The 16,740-nt window shown below is 39.2% G+C and carries 21 protein-coding genes and 1 pseudogene; 17 read left to right on the top strand and 5 right to left on the bottom strand.

The annotated features are described in order from the left end of the window. Window positions 1-4 precede the first annotated feature (4 nt). Window positions 5-337, bottom strand: coding sequence for a helix-turn-helix domain-containing protein (locus L0B18_RS14360; protein WP_234572488.1), 333 nt, complete (start codon window positions 335-337; stop codon window positions 5-7). A gap of 314 nt (window positions 338-651) precedes the next feature. Here L0B18_RS14360 and L0B18_RS14365 point away from each other — a divergent pair, with 314 nt between their 5' ends. The 6 genes from L0B18_RS14365 to L0B18_RS14390 all read left to right on the top strand — a co-directional run bounded on the left by L0B18_RS14365 (window position 652) and on the right by L0B18_RS14390 (window position 3,573). Then, window positions 652-1,167: a hypothetical protein gene (locus L0B18_RS14365; RefSeq protein WP_234572489.1), complete on the top strand. Its 516-nt coding sequence runs from the start codon at window positions 652-654 to the stop codon at window positions 1,165-1,167. 4 nt (window positions 1,168-1,171) lie between these two features. Beyond that, window positions 1,172-1,348: a hypothetical protein gene (locus tag L0B18_RS14370; RefSeq protein ID WP_234572490.1), complete on the top strand. Its 177-nt coding sequence runs from the start codon at window positions 1,172-1,174 to the stop codon at window positions 1,346-1,348. 102 nt (window positions 1,349-1,450) lie between these two features. Further along, window positions 1,451-1,897 carry a hypothetical protein gene (locus L0B18_RS14375; protein ID WP_234572491.1) on the top strand — a complete coding sequence of 149 codons (447 nt, stop codon included), beginning with the start codon at window positions 1,451-1,453 and terminating at the stop codon, window positions 1,895-1,897. A 314-nt stretch (window positions 1,898-2,211) separates the two neighbouring features. After that, window positions 2,212-2,775 (top strand): AAA family ATPase, encoded by a 564-nt coding sequence (locus tag L0B18_RS14380; RefSeq protein WP_234572492.1) that lies wholly within the window; start codon window positions 2,212-2,214, stop codon window positions 2,773-2,775. Window positions 2,776-3,001: 226 nt separating this feature from the next. Beyond that, window positions 3,002-3,283 carry a type II toxin-antitoxin system Phd/YefM family antitoxin gene (locus L0B18_RS14385; protein ID WP_234572493.1) on the top strand — a complete coding sequence of 94 codons (282 nt, stop codon included), beginning with the start codon at window positions 3,002-3,004 and terminating at the stop codon, window positions 3,281-3,283. After that, window positions 3,280-3,573: a type II toxin-antitoxin system RelE/ParE family toxin gene (locus tag L0B18_RS14390; protein ID WP_234572494.1), complete on the top strand. Its 294-nt coding sequence runs from the start codon at window positions 3,280-3,282 to the stop codon at window positions 3,571-3,573. The genes L0B18_RS14385 and L0B18_RS14390 overlap by 4 nt, the downstream gene beginning before the upstream one ends. Before the next feature lie 209 nt (window positions 3,574-3,782). Here L0B18_RS14390 and L0B18_RS14395 read toward each other — a convergent pair whose 3' ends face one another. Further along, window positions 3,783-4,598 (bottom strand): helix-turn-helix domain-containing protein, encoded by an 816-nt coding sequence (locus L0B18_RS14395; protein WP_234572495.1) that lies wholly within the window; start codon window positions 4,596-4,598, stop codon window positions 3,783-3,785. A gap of 85 nt (window positions 4,599-4,683) precedes the next feature. Then, window positions 4,684-5,556 (bottom strand): SDR family NAD(P)-dependent oxidoreductase, encoded by an 873-nt coding sequence (locus L0B18_RS14400; protein WP_234572496.1) that lies wholly within the window; start codon window positions 5,554-5,556, stop codon window positions 4,684-4,686. Window positions 5,557-5,848: 292 nt separating this feature from the next. Here L0B18_RS14400 and L0B18_RS14405 point away from each other — a divergent pair, with 292 nt between their 5' ends. The 9 genes and pseudogenes from L0B18_RS14405 (at window position 5,849) to L0B18_RS14440 (ending at window position 11,911) form a co-directional block, all read left to right on the top strand. Continuing rightward, window positions 5,849-6,088 carry a DUF2281 domain-containing protein gene (locus tag L0B18_RS14405; protein WP_234572497.1) on the top strand — a complete coding sequence of 80 codons (240 nt, stop codon included), beginning with the start codon at window positions 5,849-5,851 and terminating at the stop codon, window positions 6,086-6,088. Window positions 6,089-6,114: 26 nt separating this feature from the next. Then, on the top strand, window positions 6,115-6,498 hold the full coding sequence (locus tag L0B18_RS14410; RefSeq protein ID WP_370647598.1) for a type II toxin-antitoxin system VapC family toxin: 384 nt from the start codon (window positions 6,115-6,117) through the stop codon (window positions 6,496-6,498). A 178-nt stretch (window positions 6,499-6,676) separates the two neighbouring features. Beyond that, window positions 6,677-6,910, top strand: coding sequence for an addiction module protein (locus tag L0B18_RS14415; RefSeq protein ID WP_234572499.1), 234 nt, complete (start codon window positions 6,677-6,679; stop codon window positions 6,908-6,910). A gap of 29 nt (window positions 6,911-6,939) precedes the next feature. Next, a pseudogene (locus L0B18_RS19900) lies at window positions 6,940-7,197 on the top strand (type II toxin-antitoxin system RelE/ParE family toxin); the annotation flags it as partial. A 206-nt stretch (window positions 7,198-7,403) separates the two neighbouring features. Beyond that, window positions 7,404-8,837 (top strand): serine hydrolase domain-containing protein, encoded by a 1,434-nt coding sequence (locus L0B18_RS14420; protein ID WP_234572500.1) that lies wholly within the window; start codon window positions 7,404-7,406, stop codon window positions 8,835-8,837. A gap of 155 nt (window positions 8,838-8,992) precedes the next feature. Beyond that, window positions 8,993-9,208 carry an Arc family DNA-binding protein gene (locus L0B18_RS14425; RefSeq protein WP_441347329.1) on the top strand — a complete coding sequence of 72 codons (216 nt, stop codon included), beginning with the start codon at window positions 8,993-8,995 and terminating at the stop codon, window positions 9,206-9,208. Next, window positions 9,205-9,609 carry a type II toxin-antitoxin system VapC family toxin gene (locus tag L0B18_RS14430; RefSeq protein ID WP_234572501.1) on the top strand — a complete coding sequence of 135 codons (405 nt, stop codon included), beginning with the start codon at window positions 9,205-9,207 and terminating at the stop codon, window positions 9,607-9,609. The genes L0B18_RS14425 and L0B18_RS14430 overlap by 4 nt, the downstream gene beginning before the upstream one ends. 343 nt (window positions 9,610-9,952) lie before the next feature. Then, entirely contained in the window at window positions 9,953-10,801 is an 849-nt protein-coding gene (locus L0B18_RS14435; RefSeq protein WP_234572502.1) for an SDR family NAD(P)-dependent oxidoreductase, read from the top strand. Window positions 10,802-10,972: 171 nt separating this feature from the next. Next, on the top strand, window positions 10,973-11,911 hold the full coding sequence (locus tag L0B18_RS14440; protein WP_234572503.1) for a helix-turn-helix domain-containing protein: 939 nt from the start codon (window positions 10,973-10,975) through the stop codon (window positions 11,909-11,911). Window positions 11,912-12,092: 181 nt separating this feature from the next. Here L0B18_RS14440 and L0B18_RS14445 read toward each other — a convergent pair whose 3' ends face one another. Beyond that, window positions 12,093-13,685 carry an ABC-F family ATP-binding cassette domain-containing protein gene (locus L0B18_RS14445; protein WP_234572504.1) on the bottom strand — a complete coding sequence of 531 codons (1,593 nt, stop codon included), beginning with the start codon at window positions 13,683-13,685 and terminating at the stop codon, window positions 12,093-12,095. Between the two features lie 355 nt (window positions 13,686-14,040). Beyond that, window positions 14,041-14,844 carry a 23S ribosomal RNA methyltransferase Erm gene (erm, locus tag L0B18_RS14450; protein ID WP_234572505.1) on the bottom strand — a complete coding sequence of 268 codons (804 nt, stop codon included), beginning with the start codon at window positions 14,842-14,844 and terminating at the stop codon, window positions 14,041-14,043. 505 nt (window positions 14,845-15,349) lie between these two features. Between erm and L0B18_RS14455 the strand changes: the two genes are divergently transcribed. Both L0B18_RS14455 and L0B18_RS14460 read left to right on the top strand, forming a co-directional pair. Continuing rightward, window positions 15,350-15,934, top strand: coding sequence for a Crp/Fnr family transcriptional regulator (locus L0B18_RS14455; protein ID WP_234572506.1), 585 nt, complete (start codon window positions 15,350-15,352; stop codon window positions 15,932-15,934). Window positions 15,935-16,001: 67 nt separating this feature from the next. Beyond that, window positions 16,002-16,739 carry an SDR family oxidoreductase gene (locus tag L0B18_RS14460; protein ID WP_234572507.1) on the top strand — a complete coding sequence of 246 codons (738 nt, stop codon included), beginning with the start codon at window positions 16,002-16,004 and terminating at the stop codon, window positions 16,737-16,739. The last annotated feature ends 1 nt before the right edge of the window (window position 16,740 follow it).

Genomic DNA, 16,740 nt, shown 5'->3' on the forward strand with positions numbered 1-16,740 from the left:
AGTTTTAAAATTTTATATTTCCTTGTTTAACATTTTTGCTCTTCATGTAATCGATTTTTTTTTCAGCTACTTTTAATACTTCATCCGTGTTTTCTTCTTCAAGCAACTCATTTGCCACCTTGTCGCTCAAAAAAGAAACCATTAATTCATCCGCATCAATATCAAAAAGATCTGCTAGTTGCAGCACCATAACTTTATTTGCAGACCTTTCATTTCGCTCTATTTTGCTTAATGTTGATGGATCAATATCAAGCACAGCCGCCACTTTCCTTAGAGGTAAATTTCTCTCTTTTCTTTCTGCTCTAATAACTGCACCGAATGTTGACTTAGAATTCATGACAAAATTTTCTGGACAATTTTTGTCAAAATTAATGTTGAGAGATGTTAATTCAAAATAAAGTTTAACTAAATTTTTAAGCAGTCATCCAAGAGCTTGTGGCATAACCAGCGTTTCAACTCGGACTTGGCCAGAGTTTGCCTATTCAAAATTTCTTGACTTATAGAAATCCTGAGTTTTAATTACATTCCTAATTCAAAAGGCCAAGCCGGTTAAACGCCAAACCGTTATTTGTCTAAAATGAATCACTTATCAAGAATTCGCTCATTGATGATTTATGCCTAATCTTTTCTTCAATATCTGTATTTTCTGACATGAGTAAAAAAGAGATAGACATTGAAATTGACCGGTTAACCAACTCTATCGAAAATAGTGTCACGGGTGAAGTTTTTGATACGAAGGTTGTTCGATTTGGAAAAGCAGACAGGAAAGATATCGAGCCGGCAGAATGGTTTTTTGATTGGGAATCTGAACTGGATTTGAAGAATAGAGAAGTTTATAAATTGACTACGGTTAACAATCCCAAAATTATTCATGGGTTGTTGTGCCTGGAAGACAAGAGTGATCATATTTTTATTCACCTTGTTGAAAGTGCGAATTTCAATAAAGGCACCAACAAAATGTATCTGGGTGTGGCCGGAAATCTGTTTGCCTTTGCTTGCAAATTGTCGTTTGAGAAAGGATACGAGGGGTATGTTGCCTTTGACTCAAAGTCTGCGTTAATTGAACACTACAAGAAAAAGCTTGGCGCAACGCATTTTAAAGGACAACGAATGTACATTGAAACCGTTAATGCATTGAAGCTTTTAAAAAAATATTTTCAGGATTAAAACCATGGCTATAGTTAAAGAACCCAAAGGAGTCGATTTCGTTGTTAAGTCAGAGCTCTGGACTGATGAGGAGTTGAAGGAGTTCAGGAAGCTGATGGAAAAGCAGAAATCAGATCTCGGTGAAAAAAAGCGAACGAAGATAAAAGAGAATTATAAAAAGGTTTCCAGGCAACCGGCGTAGTCTCCTGCTTTCCTATTGATAGCTGCGCCAAATAGCTGTACATAAAACAATTCAAATATTTTCATATATATTATCTTCAATCTATAATAACATGCTAAAGCCATGCCTGAAAACAAGGCTGTAAGTAATTCCAATTCAGCAGATCTGAATGGCCGAAACAAGTACGTAGACTTATTACCTGCTGTCTTGTTTGGCTTTATTCTACTTTGGTTCATGAGTGCACTTATACATCTTGCTGATCCTGATATAAGTGGCATCCATGAATTCGCCAAAATCAGTATCCTTTTTTCTGTGACTTTTTGGATGGTATTTGTTTTTGTCTTGCCGGCTTTGATTATAATAGGCGCACAAATAGTCTGGAAATCAAAAGGATACATAGCAAGTTTGTTATTTGTATCTGTAGGGCTAACAGTACTCCTTGAAATTGCGTCCAAAGGTGCTGTGGGATATAGTGCTCTGCTAGTACAAAGTGGGATTTTATTGTTGGTGTTTAGTTTCGCTACATATCCTATTCTACAGATACTTAATCATCGAAAATTTTTTAATTGATGCTGTTAAGCTGGTCTTATGTTTAAAATGAATGGCCAGCAAAATAACAAGCATTTCCTGCTGACCTGCAAACGTTAGTTGATGAACTTTAGAGTTGATCGCCACGCAGCAGAAATGCCAGGCCGTTATAGGCCGCCATCAATTTTCATAAACCCCAATAATTCGATAAATTCTCTTCAGTGATTATTGCCTTTCTTTTCTTAGACTAGTCGCTTTTTCTATAAATTTTTTCTGACGCATTTCTTAGTCAAATCTCCCCAATAGCTTTATGCAAACAAAAAACATGAACGATAGTATTATCTCTAAAAAAGATTATGAATTTAAGAAGACTAAAAAATAACAACCATTTTTTTATACTTACAGGTGGACCAGGAGTCGGTAAAACATCCGTCATTGATTATCTACAAAACAAAAATATGCGGTGTTTTAAAGAGGTAGCCAGAGGTATCATAAAAATGCAGTTACAAAATGATGGTGAAGCCTTGCCTTGGAGAAATAAAGACCTATATAAAGACCTTATGCTGGATCTTTCCGTAGAAGATTATATAGAAGCCAACAGGCAAGATAAAGAAATAACATTTTTCGATCGCGGCATTCCCGATACATTGGCATACGCTTATCTTGAAAAGCTCCCTATTACAAAAAAATTACGGTTTTATGTTCAAAGGTATCGATATAACACAACAGTCTTTATTTTTCCTCCATGGAAGGAAATTTATAAAACCGATAATGAACGTAAACAACAATTCGATGAAGTGATAAGGACGCATAAAATAATGATTCAAACCTACCAAAATTGTGGCTATAAAACGATCATAATGCCCAAAGAAAGTGTGGAACACCGGGGTGAGTTTATATTGAACTGTCTAAACAATTAAAGAGTTGGTTGCGCCCTATAACCAGCGCATTAACGCGGACGCACCTTGTCCTCCCTTGCTCGTTTTGTTTTCTTTACGTCAAATAGTAAACTGGAAATTGAAGTAACAACTGTACGTGCGCCGGTTATGCACCATGTCGTCAGGCACCTTTTCTCCGAGATATTTAATACAATAATTTGTTCTGAATTTAGTACATTAAAAAGAACAATAATTAAAAAATTCACCCATGTCTCACATTCGACTTGACCAAGATATTCGGTCACTCTCCGATTTTCGAGCTAATGCTGCATCATATATTGAGCGTGTCAAATCAAAACGCCGACCGCTTATTCTTACTCAGCATGGCAAAAGTTCTGCCGTATTAATTGATGTAGAAGATTATCAAAAAATGTTGGACAAGATTGAGTTATTGGAAGAATTATCTGCTGCCCGAAAGGAATTAGATAATGGAGAAGGTATAAGTCATGATGAATTCATAAACGAACTGAGATCACAATATTCATCATGAAAATTATTTGGTCGCCAACGGCAAGAAACAAAACCAAAGAAATTCTCGAGTACATTGCTGAAGATAATCCAGATGCTGCTTTAGCTCTTATTGATGTGATCGAAGAGAAAGTTGAAAATTTAAGTCAAAATCCAGAATCAGGAAGAGTATTTCCGCCAACAAATAATGACAAAATCCGAGAAATAGTTGTTCATGAGAATTATGGGGTAATCTATGAGGTTAATCCCGAGATAATCGAAATTTTAACCGTTCGTCATTTCCGGCAAGATTTTTCTGATTATAAAATATAATTCCTTCGGTGCCTAACAAAGTGTTTTAAATCGGACGCGGGCGGGGTACGATGGAAACTTGATTGCCAGGAATTAATTTTGCTACTTCAAAGAGATCATAATTCCCGCGCCGTTTAAACACCAAACCGTTATAATTCCTAATAGATAAAGATATAGAGTTTTAAACGTAGCAATTTTTCTATAAAGAACTCTGATTTTGCTATTATATTTTATGCTACATGTGAAGGGGAAATCCCAAACTCTTCTTTAAATCTTGCAGAAAAATGAGAATAGTTTTTAAAACCCGTTTCAATAAAAACTTCTGTAGGTTCCATGTTTTTTTCCTTTAACAAATAGCAGGCATCTTTTAGCCTTTTTTTGATTAACCATTTATTAGGTGTGATCTTAAAAATACGCTTAAAATCACGCCTGAATGTTGAAAGGCTTCTTCCAGTCAAATATGCAAAATCGCTGAGCGATCCATTATATGTATAATGTTCATTCATGTATGCTTCCAAGTCAATCTTGCCGGGTTCGCTAAAGTCAAATAAAATGTTTTTTAACTCCGGATTGGACTCAAGAAAAATCAATACCGTTTCTTTTGTTTTTAAGCGCACCATTTGTGGATTCATATCCTTTCCCTTTTCCAAATATGGCAATAGACTGGATATATAATTTTTAAAAACTTTATTGGGCTGAAGAAGAAGTACATTTTCTGTTTTTTGCGCGTCATAATCTAAAGACGGTTTTATAGAGCCTTCCCGAGCAATTTCCTGTAATGTATTTTGATCAACACAAATGGAAACAGATTTATATATGTCATTTACAGGAGGAATTTTCATAAACTTGCTTAAACGATTCCTAACCGCAAACCGAAAATCACCAGAATTAAAAGTTACTTTTTTGCCTTCAAAAAAAACTTTTGAGGTACCGGACATTATGTAATCAAACACATGCTGTTTAATAAATAATTCTCCCTCTCTTAACGTTTTTGAAACGTTGGAGTAGAGAATCCGAGGAAAATTAACATCTATTGTCTCTGCCATGGACAATATAATTTCATTTTTTAGATAGAAACCGAAAATTACTTCGAATAGTAAGAAGCTTATTAACTATGTTGAAATATTTTGTTTAAAAGTTTGGAAATTCAAGGACTGATTTCTGATTATCAATATCTGTAAACTCACTCACTTGTTTCCATATTTCAGCATTTTCCCATCTTTTTTTCGATGCCTGTTTTGCTATCTGATAAGCATCACTACCTAATAAAATATGCGGAGGCAATTGTTTGGCATTAGCAACCTTAAGAACCACCTGAGCTACTTTCTCTGGATCTCCGGTTTCATTTCCCCAAAGATTCTCTACTGATTTTGTCGCAGCTCCCACCGAATCTGCATATTCTGCAATCAACTCCAGTTCTTGCCCATAGGCATGTTTTCCCCAATTAGTGCGCATGGCTCCCGGTTCTAAAGCAGTTACCTTTACATTAAAGGGAGCCGTTTCCAACGATAATCCTTCCGTAAATCCTCCGACAGCCCATTTAGAGGCAAAGTAAGCAGCATTTCCCGGCCCGGCAAACCGACCTCCTACGGAAGAAATTTGTATAATATGTCCACTGCGTTGTTTACGCATTATTGGCAACACTTCACGTGTCAGGGTCACTACTCCGAAGAAGCAGGTTTCTACTAACCGTCTGAATTCATCAGCTGGCATTTGTTCAAATGGCCTGTTATCCCCATACCCTGCATTGTTAACTAAGACATCAATACGGCCAAATTTATGGATTGCCTTTTTCACAGCATCTCTGGCCTGCTGTTCGTTTGTCACGTCTAGAACAGCTGTATCAATTTGCTCACCATATTCTTCTACCAAGCCTTCCAGTTGTTTGATATTTCTGGCAGTTGCCATTACACTGTTTCCTGCTTTCAACGCAGTTTCTGTAATATGTCGTCCAAGGCCATTTCCACTTCCGGTGACAAACCAAATTTTTTTATTTTCTGACATAATTAATTCCTGTTTGTAGTTTCTGTTTTGGGACTACAAAATTAAAAAGGATCGTATTTATCTGCTTTGGCCTACGCGCCAAAATACTTTGCTCTAAGCGTCAATTGAATTATAACCAGCGCCTCAAGCGGACAGATCTCGCCCATTGTTGTCCGCTTCCCATTAATTAGTTGACATTTCATTTGTAAATAATTTCAATACGTTGGCGCCTGCAGCTTATGCGCAAGGTCGTTATACTCCGCTGAAGATTCAGTCGTTTTTTACAAGTGATGGAGATTACCTACATTACGATATGTCTGAGAAAGAACTCATAAAACAGATAAAGAAGCTTCCCTCGGAGGCGCAACAAGAAGCGGCAGACTTTGTTGAATTTCTTAGCAAAAAGTATCTTCAAAAAACTGAAGAATCTGATTCTCCTAAGAAAAAGTCCATTCTTGAAAATTCATTCAGAGGGATTTGGAAAGACCGTGAAGATCTTCAGGATAGCACAAAATGGGTGCGGGAGCTTCGTAAAAGTCGTTGGGCAAATTAGGCTAATTCATGGCTTAACCGGTAGTCATTGACACAGATATACTTATTGATTTCGGGATGGACAGAGAAGATGCTGTTGAGACCATGGCCGTTCCTGAAGAAAATTATTTATTAACAACAAGCGTCATTACTGCGATGGAGTTGTACTCAGGCTGCAGAAGTAAGCGGGATTTAAAGAAAGTAGAAGAGCTGATTGCAGATTTACACATCCTGTTTGTGTCAAAATTAATCTCAGAACGGGCATTTGATTTGATGAAGAAATTCAGATCCAGTCATGGAGTTGAGATTAATGATATGCTGATTGCTGCTACTGCAATTGAAGGCGGGGCAAAAATGATCAGCAAGAATCAAAAGCATTATCAGTTTTTACCAGGCTTGGATTTACTTCCATATCCTCTTAGCGAAGTATAACAAGTATTTCCCCGAATGGTCGGGGCAGGCTCTGCTAACGTGCAAGTGTTTTTGCTCAACTTCAAAATTGGTTTCCACACAGCAGAAATGCCGGACCGTTATACCCACTACCAAAAATCTAATTTCTTCCGGTTTTCATCGTTAATAATTACATTCAGGTAAACCAAATACTTTTCCTATGATGACCGATATAAAAGAGATTGAAAACTCAGCCCTGAATCTAAACAAAAGAGACAAAGCGCGTCTGGCTGATAAATTATTGCAAAGCATTCATGGCAAAATTGATCCTGAAATTGAACAGGCCTGGATTGATGAAGTCCAAAAGAGAAAGGAGTCACTTAAATCGGGCGAAGCTTCCCTTCATTCTGCTTCGGATGTCATTAATGAAGCAAGACAACGACTTCAAAAGTGACAATTAAATTTCATTAGGAAGCCAGAAAAGAATTTTTTGAAGCAGCCGATTATTACGAGGAACAGGTAGTTGGCTTAGGTGATGTTTTTATTGATGAGGTAGAAAAAGTAGTGGATGTAATCGAGCAGCAGCCAGCTTCGGGGACCAAAATCGCGAAAACTGAACGAAGATTTTTAGTGTCTCGCTTTCCCTATGGACTTATCTATTCAATAGAAAAAGACCCGATTACAATATTTGCTGTTATGAATTTAAGGCGAAAACCGGGGTACTGGAAATTTCGAACGTAGAATCCGAGGGTATAACCAGCTTTTCCCCGAATAGTCGGGGCAGGCTCTGCTGATGTAAAAGTGTTTTACTCGAATTAATAAGTGGTTGCCACGCAGCAGAAACGCCAAACCGTTATACCTCGAACTTATCTTGTAACCTTTTGATTTGAGATGAGTGTCTACTCATTGAAGCTTATTCTTCATATCTCATATAAGAATTCGATTTTATGAAAAAAACACTCTTAGCTTTTATCGTTCTCTGCTCAATTTTTGGCTGTACAAGGCAAGAAAGTACCCCCAAATTCAAATCAATTCAGGAAAGTTTAATCCCGTCCGTGGTTGTAGGTGATACTATAGTAACAACGTATTCGATTGAAGAAAGAATGACTCACTATCATGTACCGGGGGTTAGTATAGCGGTATTTAAAGATGGAAAAATTGTTTGGAGCAATTCCATTGGTGTTACTGATGCCAATCAGGAACTAAAAGTAAATTCTAAAACAAGATTTCAAGCCGCCTCTATCAGTAAACCGATAACAGCAGTAGGTATTCTGAAATTAGTCGAAAAATATGAGCTAGACCTGGATGAGGATGTCAATAAATATCTGCAATCCTGGAAATTAGACAGCCCCTTTCTTGAAAACGAAATTGTTACAATTCGCAGACTACTAAGTCATACAGCCGGGATAAATATTGGTGGTTTCCAAGTTTACGAGAAAACAGACACTATTCCTCATACAACCGGTATTTTGAAGGGAGAGGGAAATACACCTCAAATTGAACTTGATACGATTCCCGGCTTGGGTTTTTCCTATTCAGGTGGAGGCTATGTAATTCTCCAGCAATTGATTGAGGATGTTTCTGGAAAAATCTTTGAAGACTATTTTGAAAGCGAAGTATTTCTACCCTTAGATATGATGAATAGTACATTTAATCAATTTCCAGAAGAAAATGTTAGTATTGCTCATGATAAGGAAGGGAAGCCTTATCATGGAGATTGGTTGACATATCCAGAACAAGCTGCCGCCGGCTTATGGACCACACCCATCGACTTAGCGAAATTTTGTATAGCTATTGAGAATGCATACTATGGGGAAAAGGAGACAATTATTTCAGCTGAATTAGCTAAAGAGATGCTTACAACAGTAGAAAATTGGGGATTAGGAGTAGGTCTGAGAGGAGAAAGCCAGAACCGTTTCTTTTTTCACGGCGGATCAAATCCGGGCGGTTACAGGAGTATTATGGTGGATGCATTTAATGCAAGAACCGGTATCATAGTAATGACAAATGGTGTTCAGGGGGATAAGCTACATGACGAGATTCTTCGGGCTTTTTCCATGTTTTTTGACATTAGTGTGTTACAACCAAAATATATTCAACCAGTCAACTTGGAAGAGAGTACACTTGAAAAATTTATTGGAAAATATCACTTTCGGGAGATGGGAGACTACTACCTTGAAATGAGTATTGATAGTGACAACCAATTAATTTTGTATGATCCTAATGATGGGATGGAAAATACGTTCTTGCCAATAAATGACTCCACATTTGTTGAAAGATTTGAGGGGTTAGAACTAACCTTTAAAATGGATACTTTAACTGAGAGCGTTGTAAATGTGGATTATAATGGAGCTTATACGTTTTATAAAGTTAATGAATGATTCTGACATTGACATAGTGCAGATCTTCACACTTAAGGTGATTCCACAGTATAATTGCCAGACCGTTAGGTACCTTCCTTTTCTTGCAATTATTAACCTACCTTATTAGTTTCATAACGAAACCAAGTTGATATGCCTAATATCAAGTAAAAAACATTCCCGAAGAAATTTACAATCGAGTCCGTGAGCAGGCCAATGCTCACCATCGTAGCATCAACAGTGAAATTATTGCCTGTTTAGAGCAAACTGTTAAGCCTCAACAGGTTTCTACGGACGATATTTTGCAAGAAGCACGTCGTGTGCGTAAAAAGGCAAAAGGCAGCCTATCTTCTGAAGAAATTGAATCTGCTATTAATCAGGGGCGGCCATGATTGTTGTTGATACGAATATTCTTGCTCACTTTTGGCTTCCATCAGATTCAACAGAACTTTGTGACCAGCTGTATCAAAAAGATCCACAATGGTTGGCCCCTATTCTTTGGAGAAGTGAATTTCGAAATGTCGTTACGTTATATTTGAGAAAAGAGCTGATTGATTTAGCAGAAGCTTTACTAATTATGGAAAAAGCTGAGCTTCAAATGAGAGATCAGCAGTTTCAAGTGAATTCAGTTCAAGTGCTGCATCATGTCAGTCAATCGACTTGCTCTTCCTACAATTGTGAATTCGTAAGCTTGGCCAAGGATCTGGATCTGGAATTAATTACTATGGATAAAAAGCTTCTGCAGGAATTTCCAAAATTGGCCAAACATCCAGAAAATATAATCGAATCGTAAATTTTGTCAGGAACCTAACCCGCGCAATAATGCGGACACACCCCGCTCCCGATGCTTCGGGACCACCTTTCTGGCTTTTTAACTCTCCTTTTATTATTTATCAACTTAACATTCATTCGTACGCACCTTATGCGCAATGTCGTTATAGGCTTAGGGATTCGTCACTGAATAATATTTTATCCGACTGATACTTCCACGTCATGGAAAGTCTGAGTAAAGAATATTCTAACAGCGATAGTCTTTACCTCATTTTGACTACGAGGCTCCCCACTTAGGCTACGTGCCTAACCATTCCTCTTTTTATGTTTTAGTCGTTCAATCTAAAATTAAAGAGGATTTCATTATGACAAATCAAAATGAGAATAACGCATATGCTGAAAAAGTGTGGTTTATAACCGGTTCATCCCGTGGCTTCGGGCGTATATGGACGGAATCGGCATTGAAACGTGGTGATAAAGTTGCGGCTACAGCCCGGCGGCTTGAAAGTATTGCCGACTTAAAAGAAAAATATCCTGAAAATGTATTAACACTGAAGCTGGACGTTACCCAAGCCCATCAGGCAAAATATGCTGTGGAAGCGGCTTATGATCACTTCGGCAGGTTGGATATTGTTTTCAACAATGCTGGATATTCCCTGGTAGGAACCATTGAAGAAGCAAGTGCCGATCACATTCGGGCCCTCTATGAAACGAATGTATTGGGGACGGTTTCCGTAATCCAGAGCGCATTGCCGTTGCTACGCAAACAGGGGTACGGACATATTTTGGGCACATCGAGTGGTCTCGGTCATTTGGCGTACCCGCTGATCGGTTATTACTGCTCTTCTAAATGGGCATTCGAAGCTATTCATGAAAGCTTGGCTGCCGAAGTAAAACCGTTTGGCATCCATGTTACCATCATAGAACCGGGAGCTTATGCTACGGAATTCGGCAGCCGGAAATCCTTGGATTTTGCAGACGGTATGGAGATATATGCTGATTTCAAACAACAAGTATTCGAGCGCATAAAAGATCAAGAACAAGGCGATCCAAAGGCAACACCGGAAGCGATATTCAAAGTGGTGGATTCCGAAGAACCTCCATTGCGGTTATTTTTAGGGAGCCATAATTTGCCGGAAATTCGGGAGGCTTATGAACAACGATTAAATACGTGGGAGGATTGGAAAACTGTTTCCAATGCGGCCCAGGGATAATTCTTTAATTCTTATGGTTAAGGGTGGCCGATGCCTGGAAAACAGGATCGGCGGTCCTATTTACCTCACCCTAAATACTGAAAGTATTATTAATTATATTTATGCAGCAGTCTGTTAAAGCTATTTATAAAGCAAACGCTTTCCATATCCTGCAACCTGTAAAGTAAACAGATGAAAAAAAGTGGGCATGTACCGAAACGATTTAAGTCGCTGTCAGATGCTTTAAGTGCTTCCGGCTTTCCGGTTCCGCAGCATCCGTTGCTTTCGCTGATTAATGGTATAGACAGGTCATTGAATCTGCAAGCTCCCAGGCATCCTCATGTGCTGAATTTTTATAAAATCTCGTACCGGCCATCCATGGGCGGGACATTGAAGTACGGGCAGACCCATTTTGATTTCAATGGCGGAGGAATGTTGTTTGCTGCTCCAAATCAAATTGTAGGCAGTAAAGAAGATGCAGATAGTGCTGATGATAGAGAATGCATTAATCAACAAATTACGTTATTGATAGATCCTGACTTTTTGTTGAATTATCCATTGGCAAAAGAGATCAAACAGTACAACTATTTTTCTTATGCTACTAACGAGGCCCTGCATTTATCAGATAAGGAGAAAGAAATTATTCTATTTATTTTCAGGATGATCGAAGATGAGTTGGACGGGCGCATTGACGAATTCAGCCAGGACGTTGTTATTTCTCAAATTGAGTTGCTGCTTAACTATGCCAACCGTTTTTACAAACGACAATTCATTACCCGTAAGCCGGTAAACAGTACTTTGCTGCAAAAAATGGACGATATTTTAGACGAATATTTTAAGCAGCAGAAACCATTTAACCAAGGTATCCCAACGGTTCAATATCTTGCAGAGTGCCTGAATATTACTCCAAGTTACCTGAGCGATATGTTGCGCTCGCTGACAGGCCAAAATACCCAACAACACATTCACAATAAGCTGATTGAAAAAGCCAAAGAAAAACTCTCCACAACTTCTTTGAGTATCTCCGAAATAGCCTATGATTTGGGATTCAAGCATTCCCAATCATTCAGCAAATTGTTCAAGCGGGAAACGAAGCAATCCCCCACCCACTTCCGTCAGTCATTTAATTGATAAATGCTGTTTTTAATGAACCTATTGATATTTTTTGAGAGCGAACTATAACCCGCGTATTAAGTGGGACGCAACCTCGCCAGTGGCAGCCGGTTTTAAAATAATTAGCTAACCTTTCAATTGTAATCAGTTCAATACGTTGGCTCTTCCCGCTTAAACGCAGGGCCATTATACCCACCTCTCAGAGTTCAATCGTCCTGTTTAGATTTATTTCATTTACAAAATGCTTGTCATGAGATATGACGACCAATGTCCCCCGATAAGATGAAATGGCATCTGTGAGAATCCTGATATTGCGAAGATCAAGATTGTTGGTGGGCTCGTCCAAAATAATCGTATCAGGTTGTTCGGTCTGCAAGGTCAAACAACAAAGTGATAATCGCATCATCTCTCCACCACTAAGCGAATGGCAAGGCTGATCCCAAACCGGTTCATCAAAAAGATACCGATGCAGCAGGGTTTTAAGTTCGTGATCCGATTTAAGTACCTGGTTTGAAGCTTGCGCCTGTTGCAAAACCGTGGCCTCCCGGTCGATCACACCATATTCCTGATTTAGCATAAAACGGTGCTCAGATTGTATTTTCAGTGTCCCGGTCGTCGGTGTAAGGTCTCCATTCAAAAGTTGGATTAATGTCGTTTTGCCGGAACCGTTCTCTCCTGTTATCCGGATATGCTCCCCGGAGTTTATAACAAAAGAGAGCGGTTGCTTCCAAAGGGAGGTTGCTCCAGGACAGGTATAATTGATCCGGTCAGCCTTGAAAAGAATTTTTCCTGTATGCAACGAAGAGTTGTTCAGATCGATCTTTATTTTTTTGAGTTTACGTTGCTGTTGTTTCAGTTCCGGCAGTTGCCGGCGTTCCTCTTTGATCTTCTGCTCATGAACATCGCTCAATTTTGAAGTGGATTCTTCCGCCCTGTTTTGCGCTGCATGGATCGCCATTTTAGAAAGTCCCTCTTTCCGGGCTTTTTTATTCCCCCTCGCATTTATTTTCTGTTTCCGCTGCATCACTTCGCGATGCTTTTGCTTTGCTTCGGCAATCGACTCTTTCGTGTGATGAATTTTGCGATCAATGGCTTCGCGCTCGATTTGTTTTTGTTCTTCGTAAAAGGAGTAGCTGCCTCCATACCTCTTTAAACCCAGTGTGGAAAGCTCAAAAATCGGATTACAAAGTTCCAGCAACTCCCGGTCGTGACTCACAATCAGAAAACCGGCATTCGATTTTCGAATCATTTGATAGAGCTTCTCGCGTCCCGACGTATCGAGGTGGTTGGTCGGTTCATCCATCAGCACCAGTTCAGGTTGATGGAGGTCCATACCCGCCAACAAAATCCTGGTCTTTTCTCCCCCGCTGAGTAATCCAAACGATGTGTCAGGCGAAAGATCGGTCAATCCCCACTGTTGCAACGCCGTTCGGAGTCGCTCACGGATCGTCCAGTCACCGGTAACAGCATCAAAATGCTTGGGATCTGTAGAACCATTTTCGATTGCACGCAGGGCTTCGATTTTATGCTCTACCTGTAGAACCTGCGCTACAGTACAGGAATCAAATTGTCCAAAATGCTGGGGAATAAACCAACACTGATCTGTAATATTCACAGATCCTTCATCGGAAGAAAGATTCCCTGTGAGTATACGCAGCAAGGTTGATTTTCCGCTACCGTTGTCTCCTACCAGGGCCGCTGTTTCTCCCTCTTCAAGGCTTAGGCTGACATTTTTTAGAATAACTTTTCCGGATGGTGTTGTGTATGAAATATCTTCTGAAATAATCTGCATAATAAAATCTTATCGAATTGAATGTGGTGAAATTGAAAGGGTATGTAAATGCAGATATTTTTTTCATTGTCGCGCTGATTTGTTCTCGTTGATCCCATTTCGGAAAAATAATCCTTCAATAGAAAATGGGTTTTAAACAGGGATATACCTTACCGGATAGGCAATTTGGGCAAAGGTACTATGTATAGAGTTGTTACTTCATGATTGAAAAATGTAACGACCTTCCCTCAAAAAAGAAAGAGTGTTTATTATCAACAACTATAAAAATTGGTTGAACAAACATTTCAAGCGGCCTCACCCCTACACTCTCTGAGCTTCGGTGAGCAGGCCGCTGTTTCTAAACTTATTCATTCCATCATTCTGGATGATACTTTTCGGGCACCTTATCCAGTAGTTCCTTAAAACAATTTGCCCATTCTTTCGGCGATAGTTGCGTAATATCAGAATCCGGGTCAATTCCATATTTCGCAACAATATTCCTTACCTGTCTTTTCCTGAACAGACTCTTTAGCGCCGTTCTGGCTGGTATATCAGGTTTTCGTAATAAATGGAATAGAAATCCCAGATACTTTTTCTTTTGCGAGAATTGAACCATCGGATTTTGTTTCTTTCTGATTTGTATTAATGCCGACATCACAGCAGGCGGTGGCGTAAAGCTAGCCGGTGGGATTTCATGTATAAACCGCAAATCAAAAAATGTATGGTAGAGAATGGCATATGGATTATACAATTTTCCTGAAAACAGTTTTTCAGCGACTTCCAACTGGGTAATAATGGTGCCTCCGCTAAAAAATTCTGCTTGTTGAAACATCAAAGACTTAAGGATATCTGATGTAATGCCATAAGGGATATTTGATACAACTTTAAAGGACTTATCGGGAAAAACATAGTCACGAAAATCACTTCTGATTACATCTACATTTTTACAGTTCGAAAACCGTTTTTCAAGTATTCTGGCAAGAACTCTGTCCTTTTCAATGGCGATCACTTTTTTGCATAATTGTGATAAATGAATCGTCAGGTATCCTTTTCCTGCCCCGATATCCATAACGGTATCGTTGGGCAGTAAGTTTGCCAAATTGATTGCATCTGTTATCAGTTGTTTACTAACTGTGAAATGTTGTCCGGTAAAACGTATGGGTGTCTTGGATTTGCTCATGAATCTTTTCCATTGAGATGAATGCTTTTTGTTTAAATCACCGGGCGGCGACAAGACAGCATACATCCCGCAAAAAAGAGAGAGCGGAGTTACATACGTATTCCTGGAATCAATATAATCTTACAATGCGCTTCAATCACACGATAGAGTGGCCATAAGAAAACCTGGTAATAAGATGGGCTGTCTGTCACTCAGACAGCAACCAAGGTTTCATGTAGTAATTGAAAGTATTGTAAATCATTACGGTTTGTTTTCTCTAAAATGAAAGCTGAAAATATTTAAATGTTATATTGAAAGCAATCACGCTAATCGGAGAAAAGTGTCTCGAATTGTTCTATAACAACGGTTTCCACACGGACTTTCTCACTGCTTTCCGTTTCAAAATTAGTTGGCTAAAACGAAATTTCCAGTTTTAATTACATTACTTACCAGTAAGGCCAAACCGTTTAAACGCCGGGACGTTAGGTAGATTTAAGCAAAAAAATATTAAGTCGTAGTAAACTATATGATGAACAGCAAAAGCGGATTTATAGCGCTTATCAAAACGATTACGGATTTACCTCCCGGACAGGAAGATAAATTCAAAGCTCTTCTTTCTATAAAACATATCAAAAGAGGAGGTTTTTTTGTGAAGGCCGGCCGGGTTTCGCGTAATATTGCCTTCGTACAAGAAGGACTATTCAGATATTTCTACACGACTGAAGAAGGGGTTGAATTCACCAAGGGCTTTTTTGACAGCCGTTCGGTACTAAGTGCTTATGATGCCATCCTTGAAAATAATCCGGCACATTATTCCATTGAGGTGCTGGAGGATGCAATTATAGAAACCGTAGATTACGATAAATTTCGACAGCTGTTTTCTGAAGATCCCTGCTGGAATGAATTTTTGGTGGCGCTTCTCCAGAAAGGATACGTGACCAAAGTACGGAGAGAACGAGAGTTTCTATTGATGGATGCCGAACAGCGCTACCGCACATTCCTGAAACGATATCCCGATCTGGAAAAAAGAATTAAACAGCATATTATCGCCTCTTATATAGGCATAGCACCTGAATCGCTCAGCCGGATAAGAAAAAATCAGGTCTCTTAACATAGATCAATGACTACCCGTCTTTGGGGCTGTAGATTGTACCATAATCAAAACGAATACAACGATCATGGTACTTCAAAACAATACTGTTCTTATAACTGGCGGGAGTTCCGGCATCGGCCTGGAGCTGGCTCAAAGGCTCATCGAAAGAAATAATGAGGTGCTCATTTGCGGACGAACGCCTGAGAAGCTACAACGGGCCAGGCAAAAGCTGCCGGAAATTAAATACCTGCAATGTGATATTTCAAAACCGGCGGATTGTGAGCGGCTGCGCAACTGGGTTTTGGAGGAACATCCCGATTGCAATGTATTGATCAATAATGCCGCTATTGTCCACGTCGAAAATTTTTTCCAGGATGATGATATTCTTGATAAAGCCGATGCCGAAATTCAGACCAATTTGTTGGCTCCCATCCGGCTTTCCAAACTGTTTGCTCCCATTCTGAGTAACAACAAAAATCCGGCGATCATAACCATTACTACCGGACTGGTTTATGTACCGCGTACTATTTATCCGTTCTATAATGCTACCAAATCGGCCCTGCATTCATTTGTGCAGGTGCTGAGGTCTCAATCCTCTGATTCTCCAATTGATATAATAGAAGTTCAATTTCCGGCAGTGGATACGCCCTGGCATCAGGGTAATCCGCCTGATATTGCCATTTCTGCGAAAGAAGCCGTTGGGAACATGATCCAAGAAGTAGAGAAGGGAAATAAGGAAGTGCAAGTGGGAAAAGTGAAGCTTCTGTATCTGCTTTCACGTATTGCTCCGAAGCTTGCCTTCCGAAAACTAAATAGCTTATAAA

This window comes from Rhodohalobacter sp. 614A (genome assembly GCF_021462415.1).
GTDB lineage: Bacteria > Bacteroidota > Rhodothermia > Balneolales > Balneolaceae > Rhodohalobacter.